Genomic DNA, 25579 nt, shown 5'->3' with positions numbered 1-25579 from the left:
AAGTCAGTTGCTTCTATTTTAGCAGCAACCGTCACAAGCGAAGGGACCGCCATGCCCCAGCCCCGGAATCAGTCCCCGAGTCAGTCCCCGAGTCAGCCCCGGAGTCAGCCCCGGGCCATCGCCCCCGACGCGCTGCCCGAGGTGATCACCCGCTGTCTGAAGGCGCACCGCGCCCATGACACCGCCGCCGCGGTCGCCTCGTTCGCCGATGACGCCACCGTGGTCGACGACGGACACACGTATCAGGGCATCGCGGCGATCGAGGGCTGGCTGGACCGTGCGGCGAGCGAGTTCACGTACACCGTGGAACTCATCGACGCCCAGCAGACCGACGCGACCCGCTTCGTCGCCGTGCAGCACCTCGAAGGCGACTTCCCCGGCGGCGCCGTCGACCTGCGCTACCAATTCACCCTGCACGGCGACCTCGTCGAAAGCCTCGTCATCGAGCCCTAGCGGTCCTCGTCGTCGAGGTCGAAGGGCAGCGAGTCCAAGTCGCCGTCGAAATCCGGGGTGTCGAGGAACATCAGGTCCAGGGGGTCGGGCGGCACGTCCTGCGGGCCGTCCGGGTCGAGGAGGGGCTGTTCGGTCCAGATGCACTTTCCCGTCGCCGTGTAACGCGTTCCCCAGCGTTGCGAGAGCGCCGTGATCAGTTGTAGGCCGCGGCCTCCCTCGTCGGTGTCGGTGGCGCGGCGGATGCGGGGCATCGTGAGGCTGCCGTCGAAGACCTCGCAGGTCAGCTCGGCGCCGTGCAGAAGGCGCAGGGCGACCGGGCCCTTGGCGTGGCGTACGACGTTGCCGACCAGCTCGCTGGCCAGGAGCTCCGTGGTGGGCGCGAGGTCGTCCAGGCCCCAGACGGAGAGCTGCTCACGGACGTGCCGGCGGGCCTGGCCGGCCGCCTTGGGGTCCTCGGCGAGCTGCCAGGAGGCCATCCGGTCGCCGGTCAGGGCGTGCAGCCGGGCGACGAGGACCGCCGCGTCGTCGGCCGCCTGGTGCTCGGCGGGCAGCAGACCGGCCGTCAGGATGTCGCAGAGACCGTCCAGATCCGCGTCGGCGCCCTCCTCGTGGGCGGCGCGCAACAGCCGGGACAGCTCCGCCATGCCCTCGTCGATCTCGCGTTTCGACGACTCGACGAGGCCGTCGGTGTAGAGCACGAGCAGGCTGCCCTCGGGCACCGCCAGCTCGACCGTCTCGAACGGCGGCTCCGCCGCGCCCAGCGGCGGGTCGGCGGCCGGCTCCGGGAAGTGCACGGTGCCGTCGGGGTGCACCAGCGCCGGCGGCGGATGCCCGGCGCGGGCGATGGAGCAGACCTGGGTGGTGGAGTCGTAGAGCGCGTACAGACAGGTCACGTACGACTCCTCGCCCATGCCGCCGACGATGTCGTTGAGGTGGCTCATGATCTCGTCGGGGGGCAGTTCGAGGTCGGCCAGGGTGTGGACGGCGGTGCGCAGCCGGCCCATGGTGGCCGCCTCGGGCAGGCCGTGGCCCATGACGTCGCCCACGACGAGGGCGACCTGGCCGCTGGAGAGCGGGATGATGTCGTACCAGTCGCCGCCCACGTCCATGCCCTGGCCGGCCGGGAGGTAGCGGGCGGCCGCCTCGCAGGCGGGGACGGTGGGCAGGCCCCGGGGGAGGAGACTGCGCTGGAGTTCGCGGGAGCGGATGTGCTCGGCGTCGTAGAGCCTGGCGCGTTCCAGGGCCTGGGCGAGGAGGGCGCTGATCGTCGCGAGGAGGGTGCGCTCCTCGTCGGTGAGGCGGCGCGGGCGGTCGAAGGCGACGACGCACACCCCGAAGGTCTGGCCGGAGGCGGTCAGCGGCAGGAACGCCCACGCCTCCTTGCCGCTGAGCCGCACCAGTTCGGCCAGGTCGGCCAGGTCGGGCGAGTGCGCGGTGAACTCCCGCACCGAGGACAGGAACAGCGGCGTGCCCGCCTCGATCGCGTCCCAGGCCGGGTCGCCGGGCGTCTGGGGCCGGTAGTTGATGCGCTGGAGGAAATCGTCCGGGTAGCCGGTCGCGCCGACGTAGTGGAGCCGGTCGTCCTCGATGACCTGCACCAGGAGTCCGGCGGCGGCGAACGGCGGCAGCACCCGTCGGGCGAACGCGTCCACCACGTCCCGTGAGGTCGTCGCCTTGGCGAGCGCCGCGGTCAGCTCCGCCATCCGGGCCGCCCGGTCGGACGCGGCGCGCTCGGCCGCCCGGCGCTCCTCCTCCAGACGGCGTTTGTCGGTGACGTCGGTGAAGTAGAGGGTGCGGCCGTCGGGGCCCGGGACCAGCCGCACGTGGTAGCGCCGCCCCGGCCCCACGCCCGGCATATAGACGTCGAAGCTGGTGGACTGCTCGTCGGCCGCGGCCTTGCGGCACCCGATTTCCAGGCCCGCCAGCTCCCGTGCGGAGGGCAGGTCCCACAGCACCCGCCCGAACAGCTCCTCCTCGGACAGGCCCAGGGTGCGTTCCGCTTCCAGGTTGGCGAAGGTGATCCGCCACTCGTCGTCCACCGCCAGGAAGCCGTCGCTCATATGGCGCAGGGCCCGGCTGAGCGCGTCCCGTGCGGAACGGGACTCGTTGCTCTCCCACCCCACGCCGATCATCCGCAGGGGCTCGCCCTGTCCGTCGTAGGTCGCCCGGCCGCGGGCCTGCGTCCAGCCGTACGTGCCGTCCAGCCGGCGTACGCGGTACTCCGCCTCGTACACCGTGTGGTCGCGGATGGCCTGCTGCGCCGCGCCGAGCGTCGGCGCGAGGTCGTCGGGGTGGACGATCCGCATCCAGTTCTCGATCTTGCCGGTGAAGTCGGCCGGCCGGGTGCCGTAGAGCTCCAGGGCCGCCTCGTCCCAGATCAGGTCGCCGGTGCGGATGTCCCAGTCCCAGGAGCCGACGCTGACCTCCTTCAGCGCCTGCCGCAGCCGCTCGCTGCTCAGCTCCGGCTGGGCGGGGCCGGACGGCGGCGGCGCCTGCGCCATCCGCTCCTCGGTCCAGGCGATGACGGCCCGCAGGAAGTCCCACTGCTGCGGGGTGGGCTCGCCCCGGTCGCCCGTCAGCACCGTGAGCGCGCCGATGCTGCGGTCCCCGCTGAACATGGGGAGGGCGGCCAGACCGGTGCCGGGCCAGACGGCGATGTCCGCGGCCGCCGTCTGCGCCGCGGGAACGAAGGGATCGACGCGACCGGCGGGATCCGCGAGGCCGGCGAGGGCAGCCGGTTGTACGGAGGCGGCGGGCTCGGTGGAGTGCAGCGGAACCCATACGCCGCTGCCCTGGTGCAGGGCGCGGGCCGGGGCCAGCGGGCCCTCCTGGTCGACGATCTCCCAGGACCGGGTGAGGGCGGGCGGAAGACCGGTCACCGACACCAGACGCAACGCTGACATGGGGCCACGCAGGTGAATCGTTCCCCCCAGCGCACCCAGCTCTCCCACCGCGTGCTGGAGCGCCAGCCGGAAGACCTCGCTCTCCGCAACCCCGGGATCCACCGTGCTGAGCAAGGCCAGCCGTGCGTTCATACGATCGACTCTAACGTTCTCCGCTCAACCAAGGCACTCCGTCGCCGGCAACAACGGCTGGCTCATCTCGAAGAGCTCTCCCCAGTACCTGCCGACCTTCGAGCTGAACAAGGCCATCGTGCGCAAGGCCGAGGAGCACGGGCTCGACTTCGCCCTGTCGATGATCAAGCTCAGGGGGTTCGGCGGCGAGACCGAGTTCATCGCCGACGAGACCGACGAGGCCGCCCAGGCGAAGTGGCGGGACTACCACGACAACGCCGACCTCGCGGCGCTGGCGTACATGGCGGGGGAATCGGCCACCGACACCACCGACGACGACTCCTCCACCGCCCGGACCAACGTGCTGCCCGAGGGCGCGGTGAACTTCAACATGGGCACGCTCGTGGGCTCGTACGAGACCGTCGCGAGGATGCTCGCCGAGGTCGCCGAGGTCACCGGCACCAAGGGGTCATGCTGGTCTTCGACGACTTCCTCGACGGCATCGAGGCCTTCGGCACGCGTGTCCAACCACTGATGAAGTCCCGGTCGGACCGGTCGGGAGCTTCTCACTAGCGGTCGGCTACGCGACGAGAACCGCCACTCCCACCAGCTGAAGCGGCACGGCCAGGATCCCGAAGAGCAGGGCCCTGTTCCGCGCGATCTCCGCCGTCTCTCCCCGCGACCGCGACCAGACCCAGGTCACGACGGTCACCAGGAGCGGCACGAGGGCCACGACGACGTGCCACGTCCCCTTGGTCCACAGCGGCCAGCCGAGCAGCAGGTCGAAGACGTGCAGGATCAGCAGGCCGGCCCGGACCGCGCGCGCCTCGCCCGCCCCGGGTCGCCCGGTGTGCGCCGCGCCGTAGATCGCGGCGTGCACCGCGGCCACGAGGGCGCAGACGACGACCGCCGACAGGGCCCAGCCGCCCAGGTCCGCCAGCACGTTCCCCGACCACAGTCCGCGCGGTATCTCCCGCAGCAGCAGGTCGGGGACCATGAGGACGAGGACGACGAGGAGCGAGACCCGCAACTGCCTGATCAGGCCGCTCATGAACGTTCCGTTCTCTCCGCCGGCCTCCCGGCACCGGGAGCATCCTGCCTGAAGCACCCTGCCTGGAACATCCCGCAGCGGGGTTTCTCACGGGTTTCTATGGGTTCAGCACGATCTTTCCGGCGACGGTGCCGGACTCGGCCAGCCGCAGGGCGTCCGCGACGCGGGCGAGCGGGAGTCGGGCGGCGATCTGCGGAGTCACGTCACCGCGCTGGAGAGCGGCGAAGACCTGGGTGAGGTCGGCGCGCAGCCGGGCCCGGAAGCGGGTCCTGGACAGGGCGCGCCCGGCCCAGACGTTGAAGAAGTAGGCGCGGCGACGGTTGGGCGCCGCGTTCCACCACCACACCCGGCCGAGCAGCTTGAGCACGGGCCACTGCTTGGAGCCCTCGTCGTCCCGGGTGGAGGCGCTGCCGTAGGAGACGAGCGTGCCGCCGGGCGCGAGCAGACGCCAGGAGTCGGTCACGCTGCGCCCGCCGACGTGGTCGAAGACCGCGTCCACCCCGCCGGGGGCGAGTTCACGGACCCGGGCGGCGACGTCCTCGGTGCGGTAGTCGACAGGGGTCACACCCTGTTCCCGCAGGGCGTCGTGATGGCGGGCGGACGCCGTGCCGATCACCTTGACGCCGGCGGCGTGCGCGAGCTGGACGAGGACCGAGCCGACCCCGCCGTTGGCGCCGTGCACCAGGATCGTCTGCCCCGCCCGCACCCGCGCCTTGCGGTGCAGCATCTGCCAGGCGGTGACGCCGTTGACGACCAGGGCCTCCGCCTCCGCCGCGTCGACCCCGTCCGGCACCGGCACCACGTCCGCCGCCTCGACGAGCACATGGCTGGCCCAGCCGCCGACCTTGACCAGTGCGGCCACCCGGGCGCCGGACAGGCCGGGCTCGACTCCCTCGCCGGTCGCCACCACGGCGCCGACCAGGTCGTAGCCGGGCACGAAGGGGAAGGCCGGCTGGTCGTAGTAGCGGCCGCGGCGCATCTGCTGCTCGGCGAAGGAGACGCCGGTCGCCTCCATCCGGATCACGACCTGTCCCGGGCCCGGGGCGGGGACGACTCCGTGCCGGATCCGCAGCCCCTCCGGCTCGACCTTGCCCGGCAGGACGACCTCGACGAGTTCTTCGACGAGTCCCTCGGTGCGTCCTTCGGCGTTCATGACGACCTCCACAGCGGCGAGTTTCCGACTATCGCGTTCGTTAGAAGTTGTAACTCACCGACTCTGCGACTGTCAATAACTCCAGTGATAACCTCTAACCATGGTGGAGACGGCAGGCACGGAGACCCCGCGCGAGCGCTACCGCGCCCAGGTCCGTGCGGAGATCAAGGAACACGCCTGGGAGCAGCTCGCCACGGCGGGCGCGTCCGCGCTCTCCCTCAACGCGATCGCCAAGCAGATGGGCCTGAGCGGCCCCGCGCTCTACCGGTACTTCGCGAGCCGCGACGAGCTGATCACCGAGCTCATCAGGGACGCGTACCGCAGTCTCGCCGACACCTTCCGCGCGACCGCCGCCGCTTCCGCCGACGCCGACCCGGTCAGGCTGGGGCACGCCCTGCGCGGATGGGCGCTGGCGGACCCCCAGCGGTACTTCCTCGTCTACGGCACACCCGTCCCCGGCTATCACGCGCCCGACGACATCACCGCGATCGCCGCCGAGATCATGGCGATGCTGCTCGACGCCTGCGCCGCACAGCCCCCGGCCCCGGATCCGACCCCGGACGGCCTCGAAACGCCTTTCGACGCGCACCTCGAGGACCACCGGGAGTGGGCGGCCGGCCACCCCGCCCCGCCCGCCGTTCTGCACCGGGCCCTGACCTTCTGGACCCGGCTGCACGGCGTCCTGTCCCTGGAACTCGCGGGCCACTTCACCGGGATGGGCTTCGACCCCGCCCTCCTCTTCGCCGCCGAGCTGGAGTGAGCGCCGGACGTGGATGCCGGACATGAACGCTGGAGGATGAACGCCGAAGGATGAATGCCGGATGATGACCGGCATGCGCATCCGTATCGACGCCGTCGACCTGCCCGGCCGCACCTGCCCGGCCCCTGCCGACGCCAGGGTCCCCTCGGACGGCGGCCTCTCCTCGGACGGCGCCCTCCCCACGTACGGCAACGTCCACGTCGCCGTGCAGCGTCGCGACCGTCCGGCCGAACTCCTCGCACCACAGCCCGGCGACGCCCCGTCCGCGACCTGGACCCTGGAGTGCACCACGAGCGCCTCGCCGACCGGCGTCGACGTCAAGGGCCCCTATGTGCAGGACCGGCTGGGCCGACGGTTCGTCTATCTGTCGTGGGGCACGGTCGACGAGGCAGGCGTCTTCACGATGTTCCGCCGCGCCAAGCTGATGATCGACGCCGTCCCCGCCGACGTACTCGCCGCCGCCGCACACGACGGTCTCCTGGTCGGACGCCTCGGCCTGACCGACGCGACGGGCGGCCCCCTGTGCGCACGCGTCGAGCCCCCGCACATCACGTGGACCGCCGAGCCGTGGCCCGCCGAGCGCACGCTTGGGTAAGAGCCCTCTCCACTCCGAGAATTCTATTTCCCTATATTGACAAGGACATGTTCAACCGCGCTACGCTCCCGGCGTCCGGGCCGTGGCCGTGGCCGTGCAGAACCGCCCCGCCCAGGGTCGACAGATCATGGCTGGAGTCTCATGTCCGAGCATGCTTCCTCCCCCCACTCCGCTCCCGCTCCCGCTCCCGGCATCAGCCGCCGCAGACTGTTGGGCGCGACCGCGGTCGCCACGGCCGCCCTGGGCGGTTCCCTGACCGGCGCCGACCAGGCGCGAGCAGCGACCTCATCGGCGTCTACGACGCCTTCCGCGTCCTCGGCCCCCGTCGCCGTGACCGAGCAGCGCGAGCGGGCCGTCGTCGTAGGAACCGGTTTCGGCGGTGGAGTCACCGCGTTACGGCTGGCCCAGGCCGGGGTGTCCACCCTCGTCCTGGAGCGCGGACTGCGCTGGCGTACCGGCCCGAACGCGACCACGTTCTGCCGTTTCGGAAACATGGACAACCGTTCCGCCTGGCTGACCGACCACAGCATCGTCGGCAACGTCGAGAAGACGTGGACGCCCTTCACCGGGGTGCTCGAAGCGGTCGAGGGCAACGGCATGACCGCCATGTGCGGGGCCGCGGTCGGCGGCGGCTCGATCATGTACCACGGCATGACCCTCCAGCCGACCAAGGCCAACTTCGCCATGTCCCTGCCGCTCGCGGCGGACCTCTACGACGAGTTGAACCAGTGGGCCTACCCCACCGTCGCCCGGATGCTGGGCATCTCCACCATCCCCTACGACATCCTGGCCACGGACGCCTACAAGTCCTCCCGGCTGTTCCAGGACGTCGTCCCCCAGGCGGGCCTGACCCCGTTCAAGGTGCCGCTGCCCGTCGACTGGAGCTACGTCCGGGGCGAGTTGCAGGGCCGGTACGAGCCGACGTACACCACCAGCGACATCGCCTTCGGCGTGAACAACGGCGGGAAGCACTCCGTCGACGTCACCTACCTCGCCCAGGCGGAGACCACCGGTCTGGTCCGGGTCGCTCCGCTGCACGTGCTGCGCGACCTCGCCCTGGACGCGAACAGCTCGAACGGCTCGAACCAGCGCTGGATCCTGTCCGTCGACCGCATCGACACCGCCGGCACGGTCCTGGAACGGATCCGGATCACCGCGGACGCCGTGTTCCTCAACGCCGGCTCCCCCGGCACGACCCGCCTCCTGGTCAAGGCGCGCGCCAAGGGCCTCGTCCCCGACCTGCCCGACGCGATCGGCACACGGTGGGGCAACAACGGCGACCGTATCTACGCCTGGATCGGCATGGACGGCGACATCGGGACCCAGCAGGGCGGCCCGGCCTGCGTCGGCGGACACGCCCCGGACAGCCCCATCCCCCTCACCCTCGTCCACGCGGGGTCGCCCGTCCAGGTCGAGGGCCTCAAGGCGATGACCGTCGTCGGCTTCGGCATCGTCGACGCGGCGGGCACCTGGGCATACGACGCGGACCGCGACGACGCCGTACTGACCTGGCCGTCCTCCGGCGACGCCGCGCTGCAACAGCTGATCGCGGCCCGCATGCAGGCCATCGCCGCGGCCGGCGGAGGCATCATGCTCGACACCGACGCCCAGGGCCCCTCGACCTGGCACGCGCTGGGCGGCGTCCCCATGGGAGACGCGGTCGACCTCTCCGGCCGCGTCCTCGGCCACCAGGGCCTCTACGTCCTGGACGGCGCCCGGATCCCCGGCTCCACCGGCGCCTGCAACCCGTCCATGACCATCGCCGCCCTCGCCGAACACAGCATGCGCACCATCGTCCGCGAGGACCTCGGCCGCATCTTCTGACCGACCCGATCGTCAACGGCCGCCGGTGACCTGCATGCCGGCGCGGCACCCTCGACCGATCCGGATCAGAGACGAGTGAGCTCGCGCAGCTCTCCGACGGCCGCATCGAGCTTGGCGCGACACCACGCCAGATGTTCCGCGGTGTATCCACGCGGCCCGCATTCGACGACCAGGATGAGACAGAAATACAGGCGATACAGGGCCAACCGACCGAGGGTGGCAGGCGTGAACTCCAGCCTGCCACCGCCGTCGATATATCCGGAAAGGAAATCGCTGCCCGGACCGATGTCTCCGCATATCTCCAGCGATACCAGCTCTGCCACCGGATCCCCCCAGAAGGCCCTTTCATGGTCGATGATGCCGACGAGTCGTGGCGCATCCCCGCCGGATGGGGATCCAGTGGCTATGAATATGTTTCCCGGCCACAGATCGAAGTGCACAAGGCTGGGGCGTCTGACCTCGTCGAGTGCGTTCGCTCCCGCCTCCAGGAAACCCAGCACTTCCGCTCGGGTGACGCCGAGCGGGGACTCCCATCTCTCGGCGTCCTCCAGGATCGCCTCCACCATGGCGGTGAAGGCCGTGCGCCAATCCCTCGAGGACAAGCCGGCCTGGGGAGCGGGACACCCGAACCGGCCCTCGTCCGACGTCAGGGCGTGCAGCCTGGCGACAACGCCTCCGATTTCACGTAGAAGCATTCCTCGCGCGCCATCCGGAAGCCGCTCCGCCACTCTGCTCCACGGGTCCCCTTCCAGCGTCGATACCAGCAGAAAGTCGGGCTCCACATGCAGCAACTCGGGGGTCGGAACACCACCCCATTCTGTTACCCGGCGGTAGAACATCGCCTCGGTGTCCAGAATTCCGCGCTCGTACCGCAGAACGGAAGCGTCAGCGGCCGGGGATATCTTCACGACCGCCGAGCTCCCGTCGCTCGCGACGACAAGATAGGCGGCGTTGAACCAGCCGTCGGTCAGCTCACGCTCCACTCGCCAGCCGACTCCCGTCGACTCCAGCAGTCGCTTCTCTACGGCGGCCGGGCTCAGTACGCGCTTGATCAGGCTCCTCATCCGGCGCATGCTAGTGCCGATTCACACAAGTCCGTTACTACTACAGGGAGTTGACCGAGGATGAGGACCGGGCCTCTCCTCCGGCCCGCTTCACGGCATCCACAGGGTCCGCGGAATGGCCCGCACAGAGGCACCGTGACCGGGTCCCCCGCATGTCGATGTGGAGGCGATCCAGGGCCTTCCCGTCGCCCGTGAGACGGCCCGTCCCTCCAAGGTCGGAACGGCTACCATGGCCCTGTCGCCGCCGGACTGGTGCGGCGATGCCGCAGATCATCCCAACCTGGCCGTTCCTGTATCGACCATAGATTGAGGCGCTCATGAGTTATCGCGACCGGCCGGTTGTCGGCGTGATCGACTATCAGACTGGGAACTCGCAGAGCGTGCAGTACGCGCTCAATTTCCTCGGTGTGCCGAATCGTTTGATGAAGACACCCGACGAACTCACCGAGATCGACCGCGTCATCCTGCCCGGAGTGGGCTCGGCAGGAACCACGATGGACTACCTGAACGCCGCCGGATGGCCTTCCGCGTTGCACCCGAAGGTAGTCGAGGGAGACATGCCCTTCCTGGGCATCTGCGTGGGCCTGCAGGTCCTTTTCGATTCGAGCGCGGAGCAGGACGCAAAATGCCTGGGCTGGCTTCCGGGAACGGTACGCCCATTTGACCCCGAGACTGTACGTGTGCCTCAAATGGGATGGAACCAGGTGCGCCGCGCGTCTGACCACGCCTTTGTGGCCGAACTTCCCCAGGACGGGCACTTCTACTTCGTCAACTCGTATTACGCGGAGCCGGCGGACGCCTCGGACATCGCCGCGACGACCGAATACGGAGTGGACTTCGTCTCCGCCGTGGCCAAGGGGAACATCATGGCCACTCAGTTCCACACGGAGAAGTCCGGTCCGCTCGGCCTGGACCTGCTCGAGCGTTTCGCGAAGCTTCCGCAGGAGGAACTGTGCTGACTGCGAGGCTGATCGCCTGCTTCGACATCGTCGAAGGCCGGGTCACCAAGGCCCGGAGGTTCCAGGACAACATCGACGTGGGAGACGCCGCCACGATCGCCGAATCGGTGTACGCCGACGGCGTCGACGAGGTGATCTTCTACGACATTCTGGCCAGCGCGCACCGTAGGCAGGCCGATCTGCGCACCATCGAGGCGGTGGCCCGGAAGGTCTTCGTGCCCCTCACGGTCGGTGGCGGCATCCGCTCCCTCGAGGACATGCACGCCGTGCTCGACGCCGGCGCCGAGAAGATCTCCCTCGACTCCATGGCCGTACGCGATCCGGAGATCATCGCCCAGGGGTCCAAGGAGTTCGGCCGCCAGTGCATGGTTCAGTCCATGCAGGTCAAGCGGGTTCCCGTGACACCGGAGATCCCCAGTGGCTACGAGGTGTTCATCGACGGCGCCCGCGTGGCGACGGGGCTGGACGCGGTGCAGTGGGCGAAGCGCGGCGAGGAACTCGGCGCCGGCGAGATCGTGGTCAACTCCATCGACCAGGACGGCACGCACGAGGGCTACGAGCTGAACATCACGGGCACCATCGCGCGAGCGGTGAACCTGCCGGTGATCGCGTCGGGCGGAGCCGGCTCCTCGGGGCACGTGGCGGCGGCCTTCAAGGAGGCGTCCGCCTCGGCGGCGATCATCAGTTCGCTGCTCTACTCCCCCCGCATGGAGCGCACGGTGTCCGTGCGCGAGGTCAAGGCGGATCTGACCAAGGCTCACGACCTGACGGTCAGGCCCTGCCCGTAGGGCTCCCGCCACAGCGTCACGGCAGGCCGAGCGGCGGCGTCAGATACGCACGTCCCACCACGGCTCCCAGGCCCAGGCTCCAGGCCTGACGCAGTTCCGCCCACTGCGTCAGGCCGCCCGCGTACCAGAACTGGCACCCCGGGTTGGACGCGGCGATGGCCTCGACGTGGCGCCAGGTGGGCGGCCGGCGCCGCAAGGCGGCAGCGGTGTCCGTGTAGAGCACGGGGCAGCGCCCACCGGTGGCCTGGAGCACGGCGTCCAGGGCATGGGCCACGGACAGGGTGGTGGGTGTGGTGAACCCGTTGATGGCCACCCGGTCGTCGATGGCGTCGATGCTCACCATGAGGCGCTCGGGCGCGGGGAAACGGGCCAGGGCTTCGAGTTCGGTGCGATTGACGCGACCCTCGCGGAACAGCCCGGAAGACCCCATCAACAGGCCTTGCGCACCTTCGTCGAGAAGGCGGCGCGCCAGCGGATCCGACGCGGTGAGCCGTCCCCCGAGCCAGAGTCGGCCGGGGTACCGCCTGGCCGCCCGTTCCAGCAGCGTGGTCTCGGGGACCGCGTCGATGCTCCGGTCCAGGTCGATGAGGGCCAGGGGGACGCCCTGTTCCAGGAGCAGGCCGAGGAGATCGTCCGACGGTTCACCGGGACGTGCGGTCACATCGCCTCGGCGTATGTCCACGTTGACCCGCCAAAGCCCTGTCGGACGGTCGTCGGGAAGCAGCCCGATCATGCGGCTCTCCTGCCGGACAAGGTGACGGGCGCGGGAGGAACAGGGGGCTCGCGCCAGTTCAGTACGGCGTGTGCGAGTTCCGCGCGCATCGCCCGCAGCTGCCGTGGCGCCAACGTGCCCAGGCCCAGCGCCATGTCGTACGAAGTCCTCATCTGCTGATGGAGAGTGGAGCGCACTGCGTGGGCGGAGTCGTCGGCATAGGCGTCGGCGTCTCCTCGAAGCAGATGGCCGATGAGCCGGTCCTGGATCCGGTGGTGCAGGTTGGGACGCAGACTGGGCAGGTCGGCGGCGTCGGCGACGTCATGCCGGCCGTCGCGGCTGTACAGGTGCCACGCGGTTTCCACGCTCCGCGTGAGGGCCCTGCCGCCGAGCTGACCGATCAGGGTCCTGGCCGCCCGCAACGTCGTTCCGTAGCCCACGTTGTCGTCGACGACGAGCACATGGGCGCCATGGACGTCGGCCGCGAGGCGCTCACGCTGCTCCGGCGGACCGACGAGTTCCGAGCGGATGGTCCCGTCGGTCCTCTTGTAGTCCACCGTGGACAGGTCGTGGAAACCGAGGCGGATGAGGTGGACCGAAAGCTTCCGGTGGGGTCGCGCGACCGGCAGTATCGCGCGGGCCGCGAGCCCCAGGGAGAACGAGCCGTACAGCGGAACGACCACGGAGGTGATCTCCGGGTACTCGTCTATGACATGGGTGAGCAGGAAGTCGAGCTCGTCGTGGAGCTTGGCCTGGCTGTCCAGTTCACGGAAGACCCGCAGGGAGGCGAGGGACGAGAAGGGCGCGAGGTCGGGCAGCGGCTCCTCGGTCCAGCCGCGAGGCGCTGTCCCGGCAAGGTCGGCGCTCAGGCGCGTGCCGGCTTCCAGGAGGGAGTCCAGCACCTTCTCGTCCACGCCGGAGGTGCGCACCTGGTCGGTCAGGTGCTCCCACACGGTGTAGGCGACGGCGGCGTAGACGTTGTGCAGGTTCTCCACGAGGGCACGGCGAAGCGCGGGGGCGGGTCGGTCGGACCGCCGGTCGATGACACGCAGGGCGTCGTACAGCTCCGGTGCGGCGCGCAGGCCGATCCGGGGTGCGTAGTAGCCGGAGGACCGGCTCAGCGCGGTTCCTTCGGTCGTCGCCGGGAACTGGTCGAGGAGCGCCTGCGGAATGCCCATGCGGGTCGCGGCGGATCGTTCCGCCGCCGGTATGCGGAACACGCCCAGCACATCGTGTGACGGGACCGGTTCGGAATCCGGCACACGGGGTTCGGCCGCCGCGAGCGACGACGCGATCCATCGGTTCACAGGATCTCTTTCTGAAGGAGTCGATCCGCACGGAGGCGGTCGGGCGTGGACCGTTCGTCGGTGGCTCGCAGGAGGTCGCGCAGACAGGCCTGGACCGTGCGGTAGCGCGGCGGCGGCCGCTGGCCGTCAGGCACGAGTGCGGCAGGATCGGTGGGGATCCACAGCGGGCGAAGTCCGGCCCGGCGGGCCGCGTCGACGTCGTTGCTCCAGTCGTCACCGATGTAGAGGCAACGTTCCGCCTGGACGCCCAGGGAGCGGCAGCAGCGGGCGAAGAGCTCCGGATCCGGTTTGCGCACCTGCTCGTCGATGCCGCACACGACCGACTCGAAGTACTGGAGCACACCGGCCCGCTCCAGTTTCATGCGCGTCTGTTCGCCCTCGCCGTTGGAGCACACCGCCAACCGGTATCGCTCGGCAAGGAGGCTCAGCAGCCCTGGGAGCTGCGGGTCGGGCCGGATCTCAGCGCGCTGCAGGGCATCGAACTCCGCCACGATCCACCCCAGCCGGTCGGACGAGACCTCGACCCCGCGGGCTCGCAGGGTTCGTTGCCACACATGGCGACGGATGGCGGGGACGGAACCGAGCGGAGCGAGCGCACGGGCGTAGTCGCCCCACAGGGCGTCGGAGGTCACGCGGTAGGCGTCCGCCAACGCCTCTGCGTCGGATCCGGGCACCGACGCCACGATGTTCCGGCACAGGGTGTCGAGGGCCCGCTCCCACACACCGCGTGTGTCCACGAGGGTGTCGTCCACATCGAACAGCACCGCCTCGATCCCGGCAGGCGCGACTGTCATCGCTGTCCTCGTCCTCGTCCTCGTCCTTGTCCTTGGCGTGTCATCCGAGCGCCCAGGGCGAGGGCGGCCAGCCCGAAGGCCGGCACGGCATCTCCGTCGGCTGTCGCGGTCAGCCGGAAGTACAGGTCGGGCAGCAGAAACGCGAACACTCGCCCCGAGTCCAGCGGCAGCTCCGCGAAGAGATCGAGCAAGTACGGCGTGTTCAGCAGTCGATGCCCCAGATCGCCTCTGATGCCGACGGTCAGGGACAACTCGCCGGGCCCGACTTCCGCTCGTGCGTCGGTGATGAGACCGCTGTGCTTGAGACATGAGCCGAGGAGTCCGGCGACCGTGCGGTCGAGATCGTGCAGTCCGGCGAACTCCAGGTCCAGCAGCCACCAGCGCTCGCCGTCGGGAGCGACGTGCACGTTGCCCAGGTGCACATCGCCGCTGCTGTGGACGAGCCACTCGGGATCGCGACGGATCAGGGCCCGGGACTTCCGAACGGTGTCGCCCAGCGTTTCGTCCAGCAGCGTGCCGTTGAGGCTGAGCCGGTGGTTCCGCCAGGGCGCCAGCGCGTCGCCGATGCCCTCCAGCCACTCGCTCACCACCTCGGGGGACTGAAGCGTGTGGTCGGCGCCGCCTTCGACGTCGGCCGCCGGTGTCAGCGTCGCGGACGCGGTGTCGGCGAGGCCGGTGACCACCGCCCTCAGGACGCCGTCGAAACGGTCGGAGTCCGTGGCGGCGAGGGCCGAGAGCGGTGCCCCTTCCAGGTGTTCCATGACCAGAGCGGCCTGCTCGCCCTGATAGTGCAGGGCCGCCGTGGGGAGCGGCAGATGCCGCGTCAGTCCCTGCAGCCCGTCGAACTCCCGCTCCACCGAGGCTCGGCCGCGGCCGAGCTTGACGACCACGCTGTCGCGTTCACCGCTCGGGGAGCGCACGGCGAAGACGGGAGTCGAACTGGGACGCAACTGGCGGATCAGCCCGTCACGGGACCGGTAGACGGGGGCCGGGCCGTGGCAGTCCTCAGGTACGTCCAGGAACGATTCGTCCACGTCCTCCCGAATGAACGCGACGCTGTCGGCGGCTGTCCCGGAGAGTGACAACGGCTCCGGGCGTGCGGCGAGAAGAGCGAGGTCGACCACGCCCGCGCTGAGAATCGTCCACCGGCTCCTGTGGTCCTCACCCGCGTACAGGAGAGTGGCGGAGCCTGTGCCGTCGTGCAGCAGCGCCGGGTAGAAGGCGTACCGGGAGTCCGGGGCGCCATGCTCGCCGCGGTGCAGAACCGGGCCGATCTTGCGCCACGTGAGGCCGTCCTCCGAGACCGCTCCGGCGAGCGACCGGGAGGAGCCCGCCCCGTAGAGCGCCAGAAAGCCGCCGTTCGGCAGGGATACGACAGCCGGGCAGTCGGTCGCGTAGGCGTCGGCGCTTCCGGGCGTGCCCAGTTCGATCGCCACACCGTGCCGCTGCCAGTTCGTCCCGTCGGCGGAGCGGGCCAGATGAATGCGCCGGTGAGCACCGTCGCGCCCCGCGTACCACATCCACCAGCCGTCCCTCCTGTGGACCACGGCCGGCAGCAGGACGTGCTCGCAGTCGCCGGACCCCGAGGGCCCCTGCTCCAGAGCGAGTTCGGGAGGAGACCACGTACGACCGCCGTCGGCGCTCACGGTGTGATGGATCCGCCACGGTCCTCCGGCGGCACGGGCGCCGAACCAGAGATGAAGGCCGTCGCCGACGCTCACCAGACTCGCGCCGGTCATGTCCTCGACGGCCGGCGGCACGGGTATGTCGACGCCCTCGTCCTGACAGGCCGAGCCCTGATCCGACAGAGGCATCACACGGATTCTGTTGCGTCCCCCCGTGTACCAGGGTTCCGGCGCGCGATCCGTGTGCTGGATCGGTGTGAACACCCGGTCGTCGGCCGCTCCGACCGCCATGGCGATCAGCCGGCGACCCGCGTGCGTCACGACGGAGGGCGCGAAACAGATTCGGCCTTCCTCAGCCGCCACCAGGGTGCGGTGACGTCCCGTCACCGCACCGCTGGAAGAGGTGCGTACGCCGTGTCGCCCCTCCGCCGCCGGCCTGGCCACGCGGGCCGCTCCGTCGCCGGTCCCCGCACCGGGGCGACGTGCGGTGATCACGAAATGATCCCCCGCCTCGATCAGCTCCGGCAGCCGCGCGGTGGCCCGCACCACCGCGCTGAGCTCGCGGAACGACGCGTCGTCAGCGCCCACCTCGTCGATGTACGGACGCATCCATCCCGCGGCGCCTTCGAGGGAGTGCACGTCCACGGTCTCCAGGCCGGCGTCGCGCACCAGGCGCTCCGCCTCCGCCAAGCCATGTGTCCTCACCGGCGGCATGTAGTCGGCACGGGACTGCTCCGACAGAGGCCGGTAACGTCCTTGAGTGAGATAGCCGTTGTCGATCAGCGCCTGGATCTCCGCGAACCGGCCCCGCTTGAGCAGATCCCGGACGATCGAGGTCCTGGTCAGAAACGTCGCGAACAGGTGCCCTCCCGGACGGAGCGCTGCCACCGCGCGCCGCATGCACTCGGCGGCCGCCGCGTCGTCCACAAGGTGGTAGAGCGGGCCGAAGAGCAGAACCGCGTCGAATGCGCCGGGCTGGACGGACAGGTCCGTGGCGCTGGTGTGCTGTACGTCCAGCAGCCGGTCGGTGAGCCCTGCCTCGTCGAAACGGCGACGGGCCTCCGCGAGACACGCGGCCGAGAGATCGGCGAGCGCGAGGCGGTGCCCCCGCGCGGCCAGCGCCACGGCATGACGCCCCGGGCCGCTCCCCACGTCCAGAATCCGGCTGCCCGGCTCCAGTACGCCGGGCAGGATGTCGCGGTGGATGACCTCGAACTCCAAGCGGTGATAAGCGCCGTCCTGGGTTCGCCGCCATTCGCGTTGCGGATCGCTGTCGTAGAAGGCGCGGACTTCCTCAAGCGCCGCCCCGGCTCCAGGTTCCGTCGTCGCCGAGCCTGACCAGTCCCCGGGCCGCGAGGGAACGCAGTCGGGCGTCGAGGACCCGAGGGGCGATGTCATGTCCGAATTCACGTAGTCTCTCGTCAATCTGAGAAGTGGTCATGGGTTCGGCACGCAGCAGACACGCCGCCGTCTGCTCGAAGTCCCGCAGCACCCGCCAGGGCAGGACCAACGCAGGAAGCGAGTCCATCCGCTGTGCCGCGAAGTCCGGAGCGGGCCGGGCGGCGGTGTCGGCGGCCAGACACACCAGATGCGCGTGGACCCCGAAGTCGTCGCGCAGACGCTCCAGATAGAAACCCGCGGTACGACCGGAGTCGACCACCTCGTCGACGAGGAGGGCGGTGCTGCCGGGCTCGGGCACCACCTCGGTGTGCAGGCCGTCGGTCGCCCCGAAGAGCACCACTCGCGCCTCGTCGTCTCCCTGTCTCGCCAGGCAGCCCAGAACCGGGGCGCCCGGGAAGTGGTCGGCCAGACACTGGGCGACGAGCCATCCGCCCTGAAAGATGCCGATCAGCGCGGTCGGCACCACGCCCGCCGAGTGAATGGCCTCGGCCAGGGCATCGACGTCACGTTGCACGGCGGCCCAGGACACCATGCGCGACGCGCGATCGCGGGCGGCGCGGAAGACGAGACGTTCCTTGACCTCTTCGCTCAGTTCAGGCATGGCGTATCTCCATGGCGTAGCGATCCCACAGCAGGGCCAGCAATCGGTCCGACCCGCCCAGAACCCGGGCGAACGCTCCTTGTTCCGACGGGTCGTGAACGCCGTGCCGCTTTCGTCGCGCCCACAGACTCATGGCCGAGGGCAGGTTCCCGCCGGGGGCACGCACCAGTTCTTCGATCAGGTCCAAGTGCTCGTTCACGTTCCGGCCCAAAGCCGTGATTTCTTCCGGATGGTTGAAGGGAGTGCCTACATCGAACGTCAGAGATGCCAGGTAGACCGCTGTCGGCCCGCCGTCGAGCACGCCGCGCAGCGCGGCGTGGGTACGGCCGGTGAACACCGAGTCGTCCAGGTGCACCACCACCCGGCCCATGGCCTCCACCCGTTCGGTGCGCCACCCCGAACCCGACACCCGTCCCATCTCCTCCTCGTGCACGGACAGCCGGCAGGCGGCCGACTCCACGCTCTTCACGTCTTCTTCGGACATCAGGGCCGCCCACAGCGGTCCGACGGACATGGCTCCGAAGGCTTCGCTCAGCAGCAGCACGGGCTGACCCGGATGTGCCGCCCGGAGGGCGGGCCAGCGCAGTTCGTACGCTGCGGCGATCTGCCAGAGACAGTCGCCCTCCCTGATCGCGCGTACGGCCCATGAGGGAGGGCTCTCTGTGCCGATCGCCGCTTCGATTCCGCGAAGAGCGGCGGCCAGATCGGGGTCGGCCACGACGGCGTGCGCCCGCTCGGCCCAGGTATCGGGCCGGGCACGATGCGGTTCGTTCCACAAGTGCCAGCCGGCCTCGGCCAGCAGGCGGGAGACGGCCCGCACAGCGACGTCGACGCGCGGGGCCGCCGACCGGTCACGCAGATGTTCCGCGCTCCAGGCCGCCGCGCACAGATCGTTCAGCACGGATTCCAGAAAGGCGAGCCAGGCCAGCCAGCGTCCCCAGGGCACCGGCGTCACGGCTGCCTCCTCGGCCAGCTTCGCCGCGTGTTCGGCATAGCGGGGCCAACCGCTCTGTATCAACCCCCACCGTCGGACGGCCGAGGGCACACGGCCGGGGAGGTACATCTCCGCGTCAGCCGCGTAGTACCGAAAGCCACGCAGGTAGGTCCATCCGTCTCGAGTGACGGCATCGGCGAAGAAAGCTTTCGCGGTGTCTCCCAGCTGCGCCAAGTCCGCGGGCCGCAGGCGAAACCCGCCGCCCGGCGCCAGGCCGGAACCCGGCTCGAAGTCCTCGCCGTCGGGGATCGCCACCGTGCGCGCGGCACGCAGGCGCGCACTCCAGTCCTGGCGCAGGGCCCGCTGGTCAAGCGCTATCTCCCGGGCCAGGTCCAGAACGCGCCGGCCCTCGTCGCGCGTCAGCCGGTCATGGGCGGGCTTCACCGTCATCGAGCGCCGACCGCGGCGGATCCGCTCCATCCGTTCATGACGTCGGCGAACGCGTCCGCATACGCTTCCATCCGGTCCAGGTCGTCCGCCGCGGTCACCGTCACGGACAGCCGGTCCTGCTCATAGGCCCGCGCACCGTCGAACGGCCCGCACAGCCTCGGCCGCCAGGTCGACGTTGCGTGCCGCAGCGGAGGGGGTCCGGTGAACAGGGGCATCGAGTCGAGCGAGCCGATCGAGGGCCGGTGCGCGGGCACTCCAGCCTTCTGCAGCGCATCCACGGATCGTTCGAAGGCCGCCCGGGGATCGTCGCCGCGGGGGACCAGCGTGGGCCGGTAGCTGAACCAGCCGCCCATCGTGACGTCGTCGTGCACGACGGGGGGACGCACACCGGGAGTCTTCTCCAGCCTGGAGCTCAGACGCGTCAGCAGCCGCTGCCGCCTTTCGACGCGCTCCACCAGATGTGCCGCCTCGGACCAGGCGATGACCGCCGCCAAGGGATGCAACCGGTACTTCAGACCCATGCCCGTGTCGGCGAACGCGCGCAGCGCCGGATCGGCGATCTGCTTCTCCGAGCGGCCGCGATAGTGGCCGGCCAGGCAGGCTCGCTCGAACAGGGCGCGGTCCTCGGTGGCGAGGAAGCCCCCTTCTCCGGCGACCAGCGTCTTCGCTGCCTGCATGCTCCACACCGCGATGTCCCCCACGGTGCCCACCGGACGTCCACGGTAGGTGGAGAGATAGGCGTGCGAGCAGTCCTCGATCAGGCGCAGCCCGTGTTCACGGCAGATGTCGGCGATCTCGTCCAGCTCGACCGGGTGGCCCAGATTGTGCGTGACCACCACGCACCGCGTCCGCTCGGTGATCGCCTCTCGCAGCGCGGAAGGCGACATGTTCCCGTTGTCCGGGTCGACGTCCACCAGCACCGGTGTCAGACCGCACTGCAACGCCGGTGTCACCGACGCGTGGAACGTCGTGACAGGGGCGACCACTTCCGCGCCTGTCGGCAGGTCCAGGGCGAGGTAGGCGGAGTGCAGCGCCGCGGTGCCCGAGCTGCAGGTGAGTACGTTCCGAATGCCCAGCAGATCTTCCAGCCGACGCTCCAGGCGTTCGATGATCCCGGAGCCGTCACCGATGGACAGCGGGCCTCCCCGGCCCAGATAGCGGGCGACCTCCTCGATGGTGTCCTCGCCGATCCCCGACGTTTTCGAAACCGTCATTCGCGACACATCAACCACAGATGTTCCCCCTTGAAATCGAAAAGACGAGCTGAAGCAACCTCCTTACTCCCCAGGTGAGTTGGGGCACAATCTAGCCACCTAGATCATTTTCAGGCAACAGATTTCTCAGGACCTCGGTCGAGCCGCCCGCACCAATCCCGTCTGGTAGGCGATGACGACCAGTTGGGCGCGGTCGCGGGCGCCGAGTTTGGTCATGGCGCGGTGGATGTGGGTGCGTACGGTCAGGGGGCTGAGGGTGAGGTCCTCGGCGATCTCGGTGTTGGACTTGCCTTCCGCGGCCAGGGCCATGACCTCGCGTTCGCGGACGGTGAGGTCGGCCAGGCGTTCCGGGGGCGCCAGCTGGGCGCCGGGGGCGGGGGACGTGAGGAAGCGGGTGATGAGGGTGCGGGTGGCGCCGGGCGAGAGGAGGGCCTCGCCGCCGGAGACGGTGCGCAGTCCGGCCAGCAGGGTGTCGGCGGTGACGTCCTTGCCGAGGAAGCCGCTGGCGCCGGCCCGCAGCGCCTGGGCGACGTAGTCCTCGGTCTCGAAGGTGGTCAGGATGAGGACCCGGGTCGCCGACAGGTCCGGGTCCGCGCAGATGGCGGAGGTGGCGGCGAGGCCGTCCGTGCCCGGCATCCGGATGTCCATGAGAACGATGTCGGGACGGTGGACGCCGGTCAGCTGCACCGCCTCCGCGCCGTCGGACGCCTCGCCGACCACCTCCATGTCGTCGCAGGAGTCGATCAGGATCCGGAAGGTCGCCCGCAACAGGGCCTGGTCGTCGGCGAGCAGCACCCTGATGCTCATGGGGTTTCTCCTTCAGTCACTACTGCGGTCACATCGGTTGCTGCGGGTTCTGCGGTTGCTGCGGTTGCTGCGGGTTCTGCGGTTGCTGCGGTTGTTTCCGTGGTGTCCACGACCGTCCCCGCCGGCGTCGGCTGCAACGGCAGGGCCGTGGTGACCTCGAAGCCGCCTTCCGGGCGGGGGCCCGCGCACAGTTCGCCGCCGATGGAGCGGGCGCGTTCCTGCATGCCCATGACGCCGAAGCCCCGGCCCGGCACGGCGGCGGTGTCGGAAGCGGTGACCGCGGCCGTGGCCGGCCCGTCGTCGCTCACCGTGATCAGCAGCCGCAGCCCGGAGTACTCCAGCCGTACCTGCGCGGTCTCCGCCGCCGCGTGCTTGGCGACGTTGGTGAGCGCCTCCTGCACGATCCGGAACGCGGTCAGATCCACCCCCGGAGAGAGCGGCCGCGGCTCGCCCTGCGTGGTCACCGTGACGGTGAGTCCCGCGGACGCGTACGACGAGACCAGTTCGGGCAGGCGGGTGAGGCCGGGGGCCGGTTCCAGCGGGGCGGAGGCCGGGTCGTCGTTCTGGCGCAGCAGCCCCAGCGTGGCCTTCAGCTCGCGCAGCGCGGAGGACGTGGTGCCGGTCAGGTCGGTGAGGATCTTCTTCGACTGCTGCGGACTGGTGAGCGCGAGGTGCGCGGCGGTGCCGGCCTGGGCGTTGGCCAGGGCGAGGTGGTGGGCGACGACGTCGTGCAGCTCGCGGGCGATGCGCATGCGCTCCTCGGTGACGCGCAGCCGTGCCTCCTCCTCGCGGGTGCGCTCGGCGTGCTCGGCGCGGGCCTGCACCGACGTCAGATAGGCGCGCCGCAGCCGTGTCATGTTGCCGGCGGCCAGGGGCAGCAGCAGCCAGAAGAACGGGCCGATGGTCCTGAGCAGCAGGGAGACGTCGTCCATCGAGTCGGAGAACGCCGCCGCGACCGTGAGGGCCGCCATGGTGGTGATGCCGTAGACGCGGGTGGTCCTGCGGTCGGCGACGCTGGCCAGCCAGTAGAGGGACGCCATGACGGGCGCCAGGAGCAGAGGGGTGAGCAGGTACCCGACCACGATCGCGATGGCCGTGCAGACGGCGGTCACGGCGACGGCGATGCGCGGGTGGCTGCGGTACTTCAGCAGGGCGAGACAGGACACGCCCATGAGGACGACGGCGGTCACGTCCTGGTCCGGCGGGTCGGCGCCGGGCATGGTGAGCGAGCTGCCGAGGGTCGCGCAGCCCATCAGCGCGAGGACCACCACCACGTCCACGACCAGGGGCCACCGCTCCGCGTAGTGCTCGAAGCGGTAGGTGTAGCGCTCCAGGTTGCTGCTCATCGTGGTCTCCGGGTGCTCTCCGGTCAGGGTCTGGTCGGTTCTCCGGCCGATGTCCGATCGCCTCTCCGGCCGATGTCCGATCGGTTCTCCGATCGGTGTCCGGCCGGTTCCCCGATCGGTGTCCGGCCGGTTCCCCGATCGGTGTCCGGCCGGTGGGTTCGATCCATCGTGCATCGTGCACCTCCGGGCGCACGAACCGCCCGGCGCACGAACCACTGGGCGCACGAACCGCCGACGGGACCGCCCGTGTCCTCACGGGCGGTCCCTGGCGGGGTGGGGCGGGGCGGTCGGATCAGGTGTGCGCCACTTCCCGGTCCGCCGCCGCCTCCGCAGGACCGCCGGACGCGGACGCCGGGTCCGCGTCGGCCCGGCGGCTGAGCGCCTCGCCCTCCACGTCGACGCGCGGGAGCGCCCGGTCCAGCCAGCCCGGCAGCCACCAGGCCTTGTGGCCGAGCAGGGCGAGCACGGCCGGCACGATCGCCATCCGGACGACGAAGGCGTCGAGGAGGACGGCGGAGGCCAGCCCGAACCCGATCATCTTGATCATCGACTCGCTCTCGCCGATGAAGCCGGCGAAGACCGCGATCATGATCAGCGCGGCGGCGACGACCACCCGGGCGCTGTGCCGGAAGCCGGAGGTGACCGCCTGGCCGGGGGAGTCGCCGTGGACGTACGCCTCGCGCATGCGGGAGACGAGGAAGACCTCGTAGTCCATGGCGAGGCCGAAGACGATGCCCACCAGGAAGATCGGCATCAGGCTCATGATCGGGCCGGTCTGCTCCACGCCCAGGAGTTCCGCGCCGTGGCCCTGCTGGAAGACCACGACGACCGCGCCGAGGGAGGCCAGGACGGAGAGCAGGAAGCCGAGGGCCGCCTTGAGCGGGACGAGGAGGGAACGGAAGACCAGCATGAGCAGCACGATCGCCAGGCCGACCACGACCACGAGGTACGGGATCAGCGCCGCCTGCACCTTGTCGGAGATGTCGATGTTCAGCGCGGTGGTGCCGGTGACCTCGAAGGTCGCTCCGGTCTCGGTCTCGACCCCGGGACGCTCGTCCCGGATGGTCTCCACGAGCGTCTTGGTCTTCTCGTCGGTCGGCGCGGTGGAGGGGACGGCCGAGAAGACCGCCGTGTCGCCGGCCTCGTTGAAGCGCGCCGGGGAGACGGACACGACGCCGTCGGTGGCCGCGATGTCCTTCGAGATCGCCGCCGCGGCCGTCTTCGGGTCGTCGGCGCCCTTCGCGTCCACGACGATGGTCAGCGGTCCGTTGAAGCCGGGTCCGAAGCCGTCGGCGAGGGCGTCGTAGGCGCGGCGCTCGGTGGTGGCGGTCGACTTGGCCTCGTCGCCGGGCATACCGAGCTGGAGGTCGGTCATCGGCACCGCGAGGGCCCCGAGGCCCACCACGCCCAGCAGCAGCACGGGCACGGGCCGACGCAGCACGAACCGCGCCCACCGTGTGCCCCCGTTGTCGACGGCGCTCTCCTCTGTACGACCGCTCTTGCGGGCCCGCCGCGAGAGCACGGCGTCGGGCCAGAAGCCGAGGAACGCCGGGACCAGGGTCAGCGCGATCAGCACGGCGACGACGACCGCGCCCGCCGCGGCGAGCCCCATCTTGGTGAGCATCGGGATGCCGACCACGGCGAGCCCGGCGAGGGCGATGACGACGGTGAGCCCCGCGAACACGACCGCGCTGCCGGCCGTGCCGACCGCCAGACCGACGGCCTCCTGCGGCGTACGGCCCTTGCCGCGCTCCTCGCGGTAGCGGGAGACGACGAACAGGGCGTAGTCGATGCCGACCGCCAGGCCCAGCATCATCGCCAGGGTGCCGGTCGTCGAGGACAGGCCGAGGGCGCTGGCCAGCGCCAGGATCGTCGCCATGCTCACGCCGATGCCGATGACGGCGGTGAGCAGCGGCAGTCCGGCCGCGGCCAGCGAGCCGAAGGTGATCAGCAGCACGACCGCGGCCACCGATATGCCGATCACCTCGGCGAGGCCGCCCGCCCCGCCCTGCTCGGCCATGGCGGTGCCGCCGGCCTCGACGGTCAGCCCGGAGTCGCGGGCCGCCTCGATGGTCTGCTCGAGGTGGGTCTTGCTGGCGTCGGTGAGGTCGGTGGCCTTGACCTTGTAGGTGACGGTCGCGTACGCCGTCGTGCCGTCCTTGCTGACCGCCTGCGCCTGGAAGGGGTCGGCGGCGCCCGCCACCTGCGCGCTGTCGGCCAGCTCGTCCACGGCCTTCTCGACGGCCTCGCGGTTCTCGGCCGCGGTGACCTTCTCACCGCTCGGCGCGACGAACACGATCCGCGCGCTCGCCCCGTCCGCCGTCGTCCCCGGGAAGCGCTGCTCCAGCAGGTCGAACGCCTTCTGGGACTCGATGCCCGGCATCGAGAACTCCTCGTCGACGGCTCCCGGCGCCTTGACCGCGCCCAGTCCGACGGCGGCCAGGACCGCCGCCCAGATCAGGGCGACGTACCAGCGTCGCCGGAAGGCCAGACGGCCTACTCGGTACAGGAAAGTTGCCACGACAGGGGGTCTCCGCATCTGATGCCAGGCTGTCCGCCCAGCGTCTCCGGGACGCCCCCGTCCTGTCGTCGTACGGCTGCCGACACTCTCCCCTACTCGCCACGCAGTACGAAACCGTCGTCGACTCCGTCGCGAGGACTACGGGCGCGTGCGGGCGACTACGGCCGAACCGCTTGGTCAGTTAACTGTAAAGAACCTTGACAGTT

The 25579-nt window shown here is 70.3% G+C and carries 20 protein-coding genes and 1 pseudogene; 7 read left to right on the top strand and 14 right to left on the bottom strand.

Going from position 1 to position 25579, the window contains the following annotated elements; all coding sequences use genetic code 11:
- The first annotated feature begins 51 nt into the window (after positions 1-51).
- On the top strand, positions 52-453 hold the full coding sequence (locus OG562_RS22310; protein WP_266400470.1) for a nuclear transport factor 2 family protein: 402 nt from the start codon (positions 52-54) through the stop codon (positions 451-453).
- On the opposite strand, the gene OG562_RS22305 is transcribed toward OG562_RS22310, so the two are convergent.
- Positions 450-3488, bottom strand: a complete 3039-nt coding sequence (locus tag OG562_RS22305) for a SpoIIE family protein phosphatase (RefSeq protein WP_266400468.1) — start codon at positions 3486-3488, stop codon at positions 450-452. The two genes, OG562_RS22310 and OG562_RS22305, sit on opposite strands and share 4 nt — an antisense overlap.
- Here OG562_RS22305 and OG562_RS22300 point away from each other — a divergent pair.
- Positions 3487-4040 (top strand): annotated as a pseudogene (locus OG562_RS22300) (hypothetical protein). The gene OG562_RS22305 and the pseudogene OG562_RS22300 sit on opposite strands and share 2 nt — an antisense overlap.
- Before the next feature lie 7 nt (positions 4041-4047).
- On the opposite strand, the gene OG562_RS22295 reads toward OG562_RS22300, so the two are convergent.
- Complete coding sequence (locus tag OG562_RS22295) at positions 4048-4518, bottom strand: hypothetical protein (protein ID WP_266400465.1); 471 nt, start codon at positions 4516-4518, stop codon at positions 4048-4050.
- A gap of 97 nt (positions 4519-4615) precedes the next feature.
- Positions 4616-5671 (bottom strand): medium chain dehydrogenase/reductase family protein, encoded by a 1056-nt coding sequence (locus OG562_RS22290; protein WP_266400462.1) that lies wholly within the window; start codon positions 5669-5671, stop codon positions 4616-4618.
- Positions 5672-5771: 100 nt separating this feature from the next.
- On the opposite strand from OG562_RS22290, the gene OG562_RS22285 reads away from it, so the two are divergent.
- From OG562_RS22285 to OG562_RS22275, 3 genes are all read left to right on the top strand, one after another.
- A complete protein-coding gene (locus tag OG562_RS22285) occupies positions 5772-6431 on the top strand; it encodes a TetR/AcrR family transcriptional regulator (protein ID WP_266400460.1) in 660 nt (219 codons plus the stop codon).
- A 73-nt stretch (positions 6432-6504) separates the two neighbouring features.
- Entirely contained in the window at positions 6505-7026 is a 522-nt protein-coding gene (locus OG562_RS22280) for a DUF5990 family protein (protein WP_266400459.1), read from the top strand.
- Positions 7027-7167: 141 nt separating this feature from the next.
- Positions 7168-8850, top strand: a complete 1683-nt coding sequence (locus OG562_RS22275) for a GMC oxidoreductase (protein WP_266400456.1) — start codon at positions 7168-7170, stop codon at positions 8848-8850.
- A 65-nt stretch (positions 8851-8915) separates the two neighbouring features.
- Here the strand turns inward: OG562_RS22275 and OG562_RS22270 are convergent, their stop codons facing one another.
- Positions 8916-9914: a phosphotransferase family protein gene (locus OG562_RS22270; protein ID WP_266400453.1), complete on the bottom strand. Its 999-nt coding sequence runs from the start codon at positions 9912-9914 to the stop codon at positions 8916-8918.
- A 317-nt stretch (positions 9915-10231) separates the two neighbouring features.
- Between OG562_RS22270 and hisH the strand changes: the two genes are divergently transcribed.
- The gene (gene hisH / locus OG562_RS22265; RefSeq protein WP_266400450.1) at positions 10232-10873 is read left to right on the top strand and encodes an imidazole glycerol phosphate synthase subunit HisH; all 642 of its coding nucleotides are present in this window, start codon (positions 10232-10234) and stop codon (positions 10871-10873) included.
- Positions 10867-11661: an imidazole glycerol phosphate synthase subunit HisF gene (hisF, locus tag OG562_RS22260; RefSeq protein WP_266400446.1), complete on the top strand. Its 795-nt coding sequence runs from the start codon at positions 10867-10869 to the stop codon at positions 11659-11661. Before hisH ends, hisF begins: the two co-directional genes overlap by 7 nt.
- 16 nt (positions 11662-11677) lie before the next feature.
- Here hisF and OG562_RS22255 read toward each other — a convergent pair whose 3' ends face one another.
- The 10 genes from OG562_RS22255 to OG562_RS22210 form a co-directional block, all read right to left on the bottom strand.
- Complete coding sequence (locus tag OG562_RS22255; RefSeq protein ID WP_266400444.1) at positions 11678-12394, bottom strand: HisA/HisF-related TIM barrel protein; 717 nt, start codon at positions 12392-12394, stop codon at positions 11678-11680.
- Positions 12391-13593 carry a phosphoribosyltransferase gene (locus tag OG562_RS22250; RefSeq protein ID WP_266400442.1) on the bottom strand — a complete coding sequence of 401 codons (1203 nt, stop codon included), beginning with the start codon at positions 13591-13593 and terminating at the stop codon, positions 12391-12393. Before OG562_RS22250 ends, OG562_RS22255 begins: the two co-directional genes overlap by 4 nt.
- 83 nt (positions 13594-13676) lie before the next feature.
- Positions 13677-14474 (bottom strand): HAD family hydrolase, encoded by a 798-nt coding sequence (locus OG562_RS22245; RefSeq protein ID WP_266400441.1) that lies wholly within the window; start codon positions 14472-14474, stop codon positions 13677-13679.
- Complete coding sequence (locus OG562_RS22240) at positions 14471-17320, bottom strand: methyltransferase domain-containing protein (protein ID WP_266400440.1); 2850 nt, start codon at positions 17318-17320, stop codon at positions 14471-14473. The genes OG562_RS22245 and OG562_RS22240 overlap by 4 nt, the downstream gene beginning before the upstream one ends.
- 73 nt (positions 17321-17393) lie before the next feature.
- Positions 17394-18101 carry a phosphoribosyltransferase gene (locus OG562_RS22235; protein ID WP_266400439.1) on the bottom strand — a complete coding sequence of 236 codons (708 nt, stop codon included), beginning with the start codon at positions 18099-18101 and terminating at the stop codon, positions 17394-17396.
- Entirely contained in the window at positions 18094-19515 is a 1422-nt protein-coding gene (locus OG562_RS22230) for a hypothetical protein (RefSeq protein ID WP_266400437.1), read from the bottom strand. Before OG562_RS22230 ends, OG562_RS22235 begins: the two co-directional genes overlap by 8 nt.
- Complete coding sequence (locus tag OG562_RS22225; RefSeq protein WP_266400436.1) at positions 19482-20699, bottom strand: DegT/DnrJ/EryC1/StrS aminotransferase family protein; 1218 nt, start codon at positions 20697-20699, stop codon at positions 19482-19484. Before OG562_RS22225 ends, OG562_RS22230 begins: the two co-directional genes overlap by 34 nt.
- Positions 20700-20825: 126 nt before the next feature.
- Positions 20826-21506: a response regulator transcription factor gene (locus OG562_RS22220; protein ID WP_266400434.1), complete on the bottom strand. Its 681-nt coding sequence runs from the start codon at positions 21504-21506 to the stop codon at positions 20826-20828.
- Positions 21503-22852, bottom strand: coding sequence for a sensor histidine kinase (locus OG562_RS22215; RefSeq protein WP_266400432.1), 1350 nt, complete (start codon positions 22850-22852; stop codon positions 21503-21505). The genes OG562_RS22220 and OG562_RS22215 overlap by 4 nt, the downstream gene beginning before the upstream one ends.
- A gap of 292 nt (positions 22853-23144) precedes the next feature.
- Positions 23145-25373, bottom strand: a complete 2229-nt coding sequence (locus OG562_RS22210) for an MMPL family transporter (protein ID WP_266400430.1) — start codon at positions 25371-25373, stop codon at positions 23145-23147.
- Positions 25374-25579: the final 206 nt, after the last annotated feature.

It is taken from the genome of Streptomyces sp. NBC_01275, from assembly GCF_026340655.1.
Lineage (GTDB): Bacteria > Actinomycetota > Actinomycetes > Streptomycetales > Streptomycetaceae > Streptomyces.
This window is presented reverse-complemented; position numbering and strand designations above follow the sequence as displayed.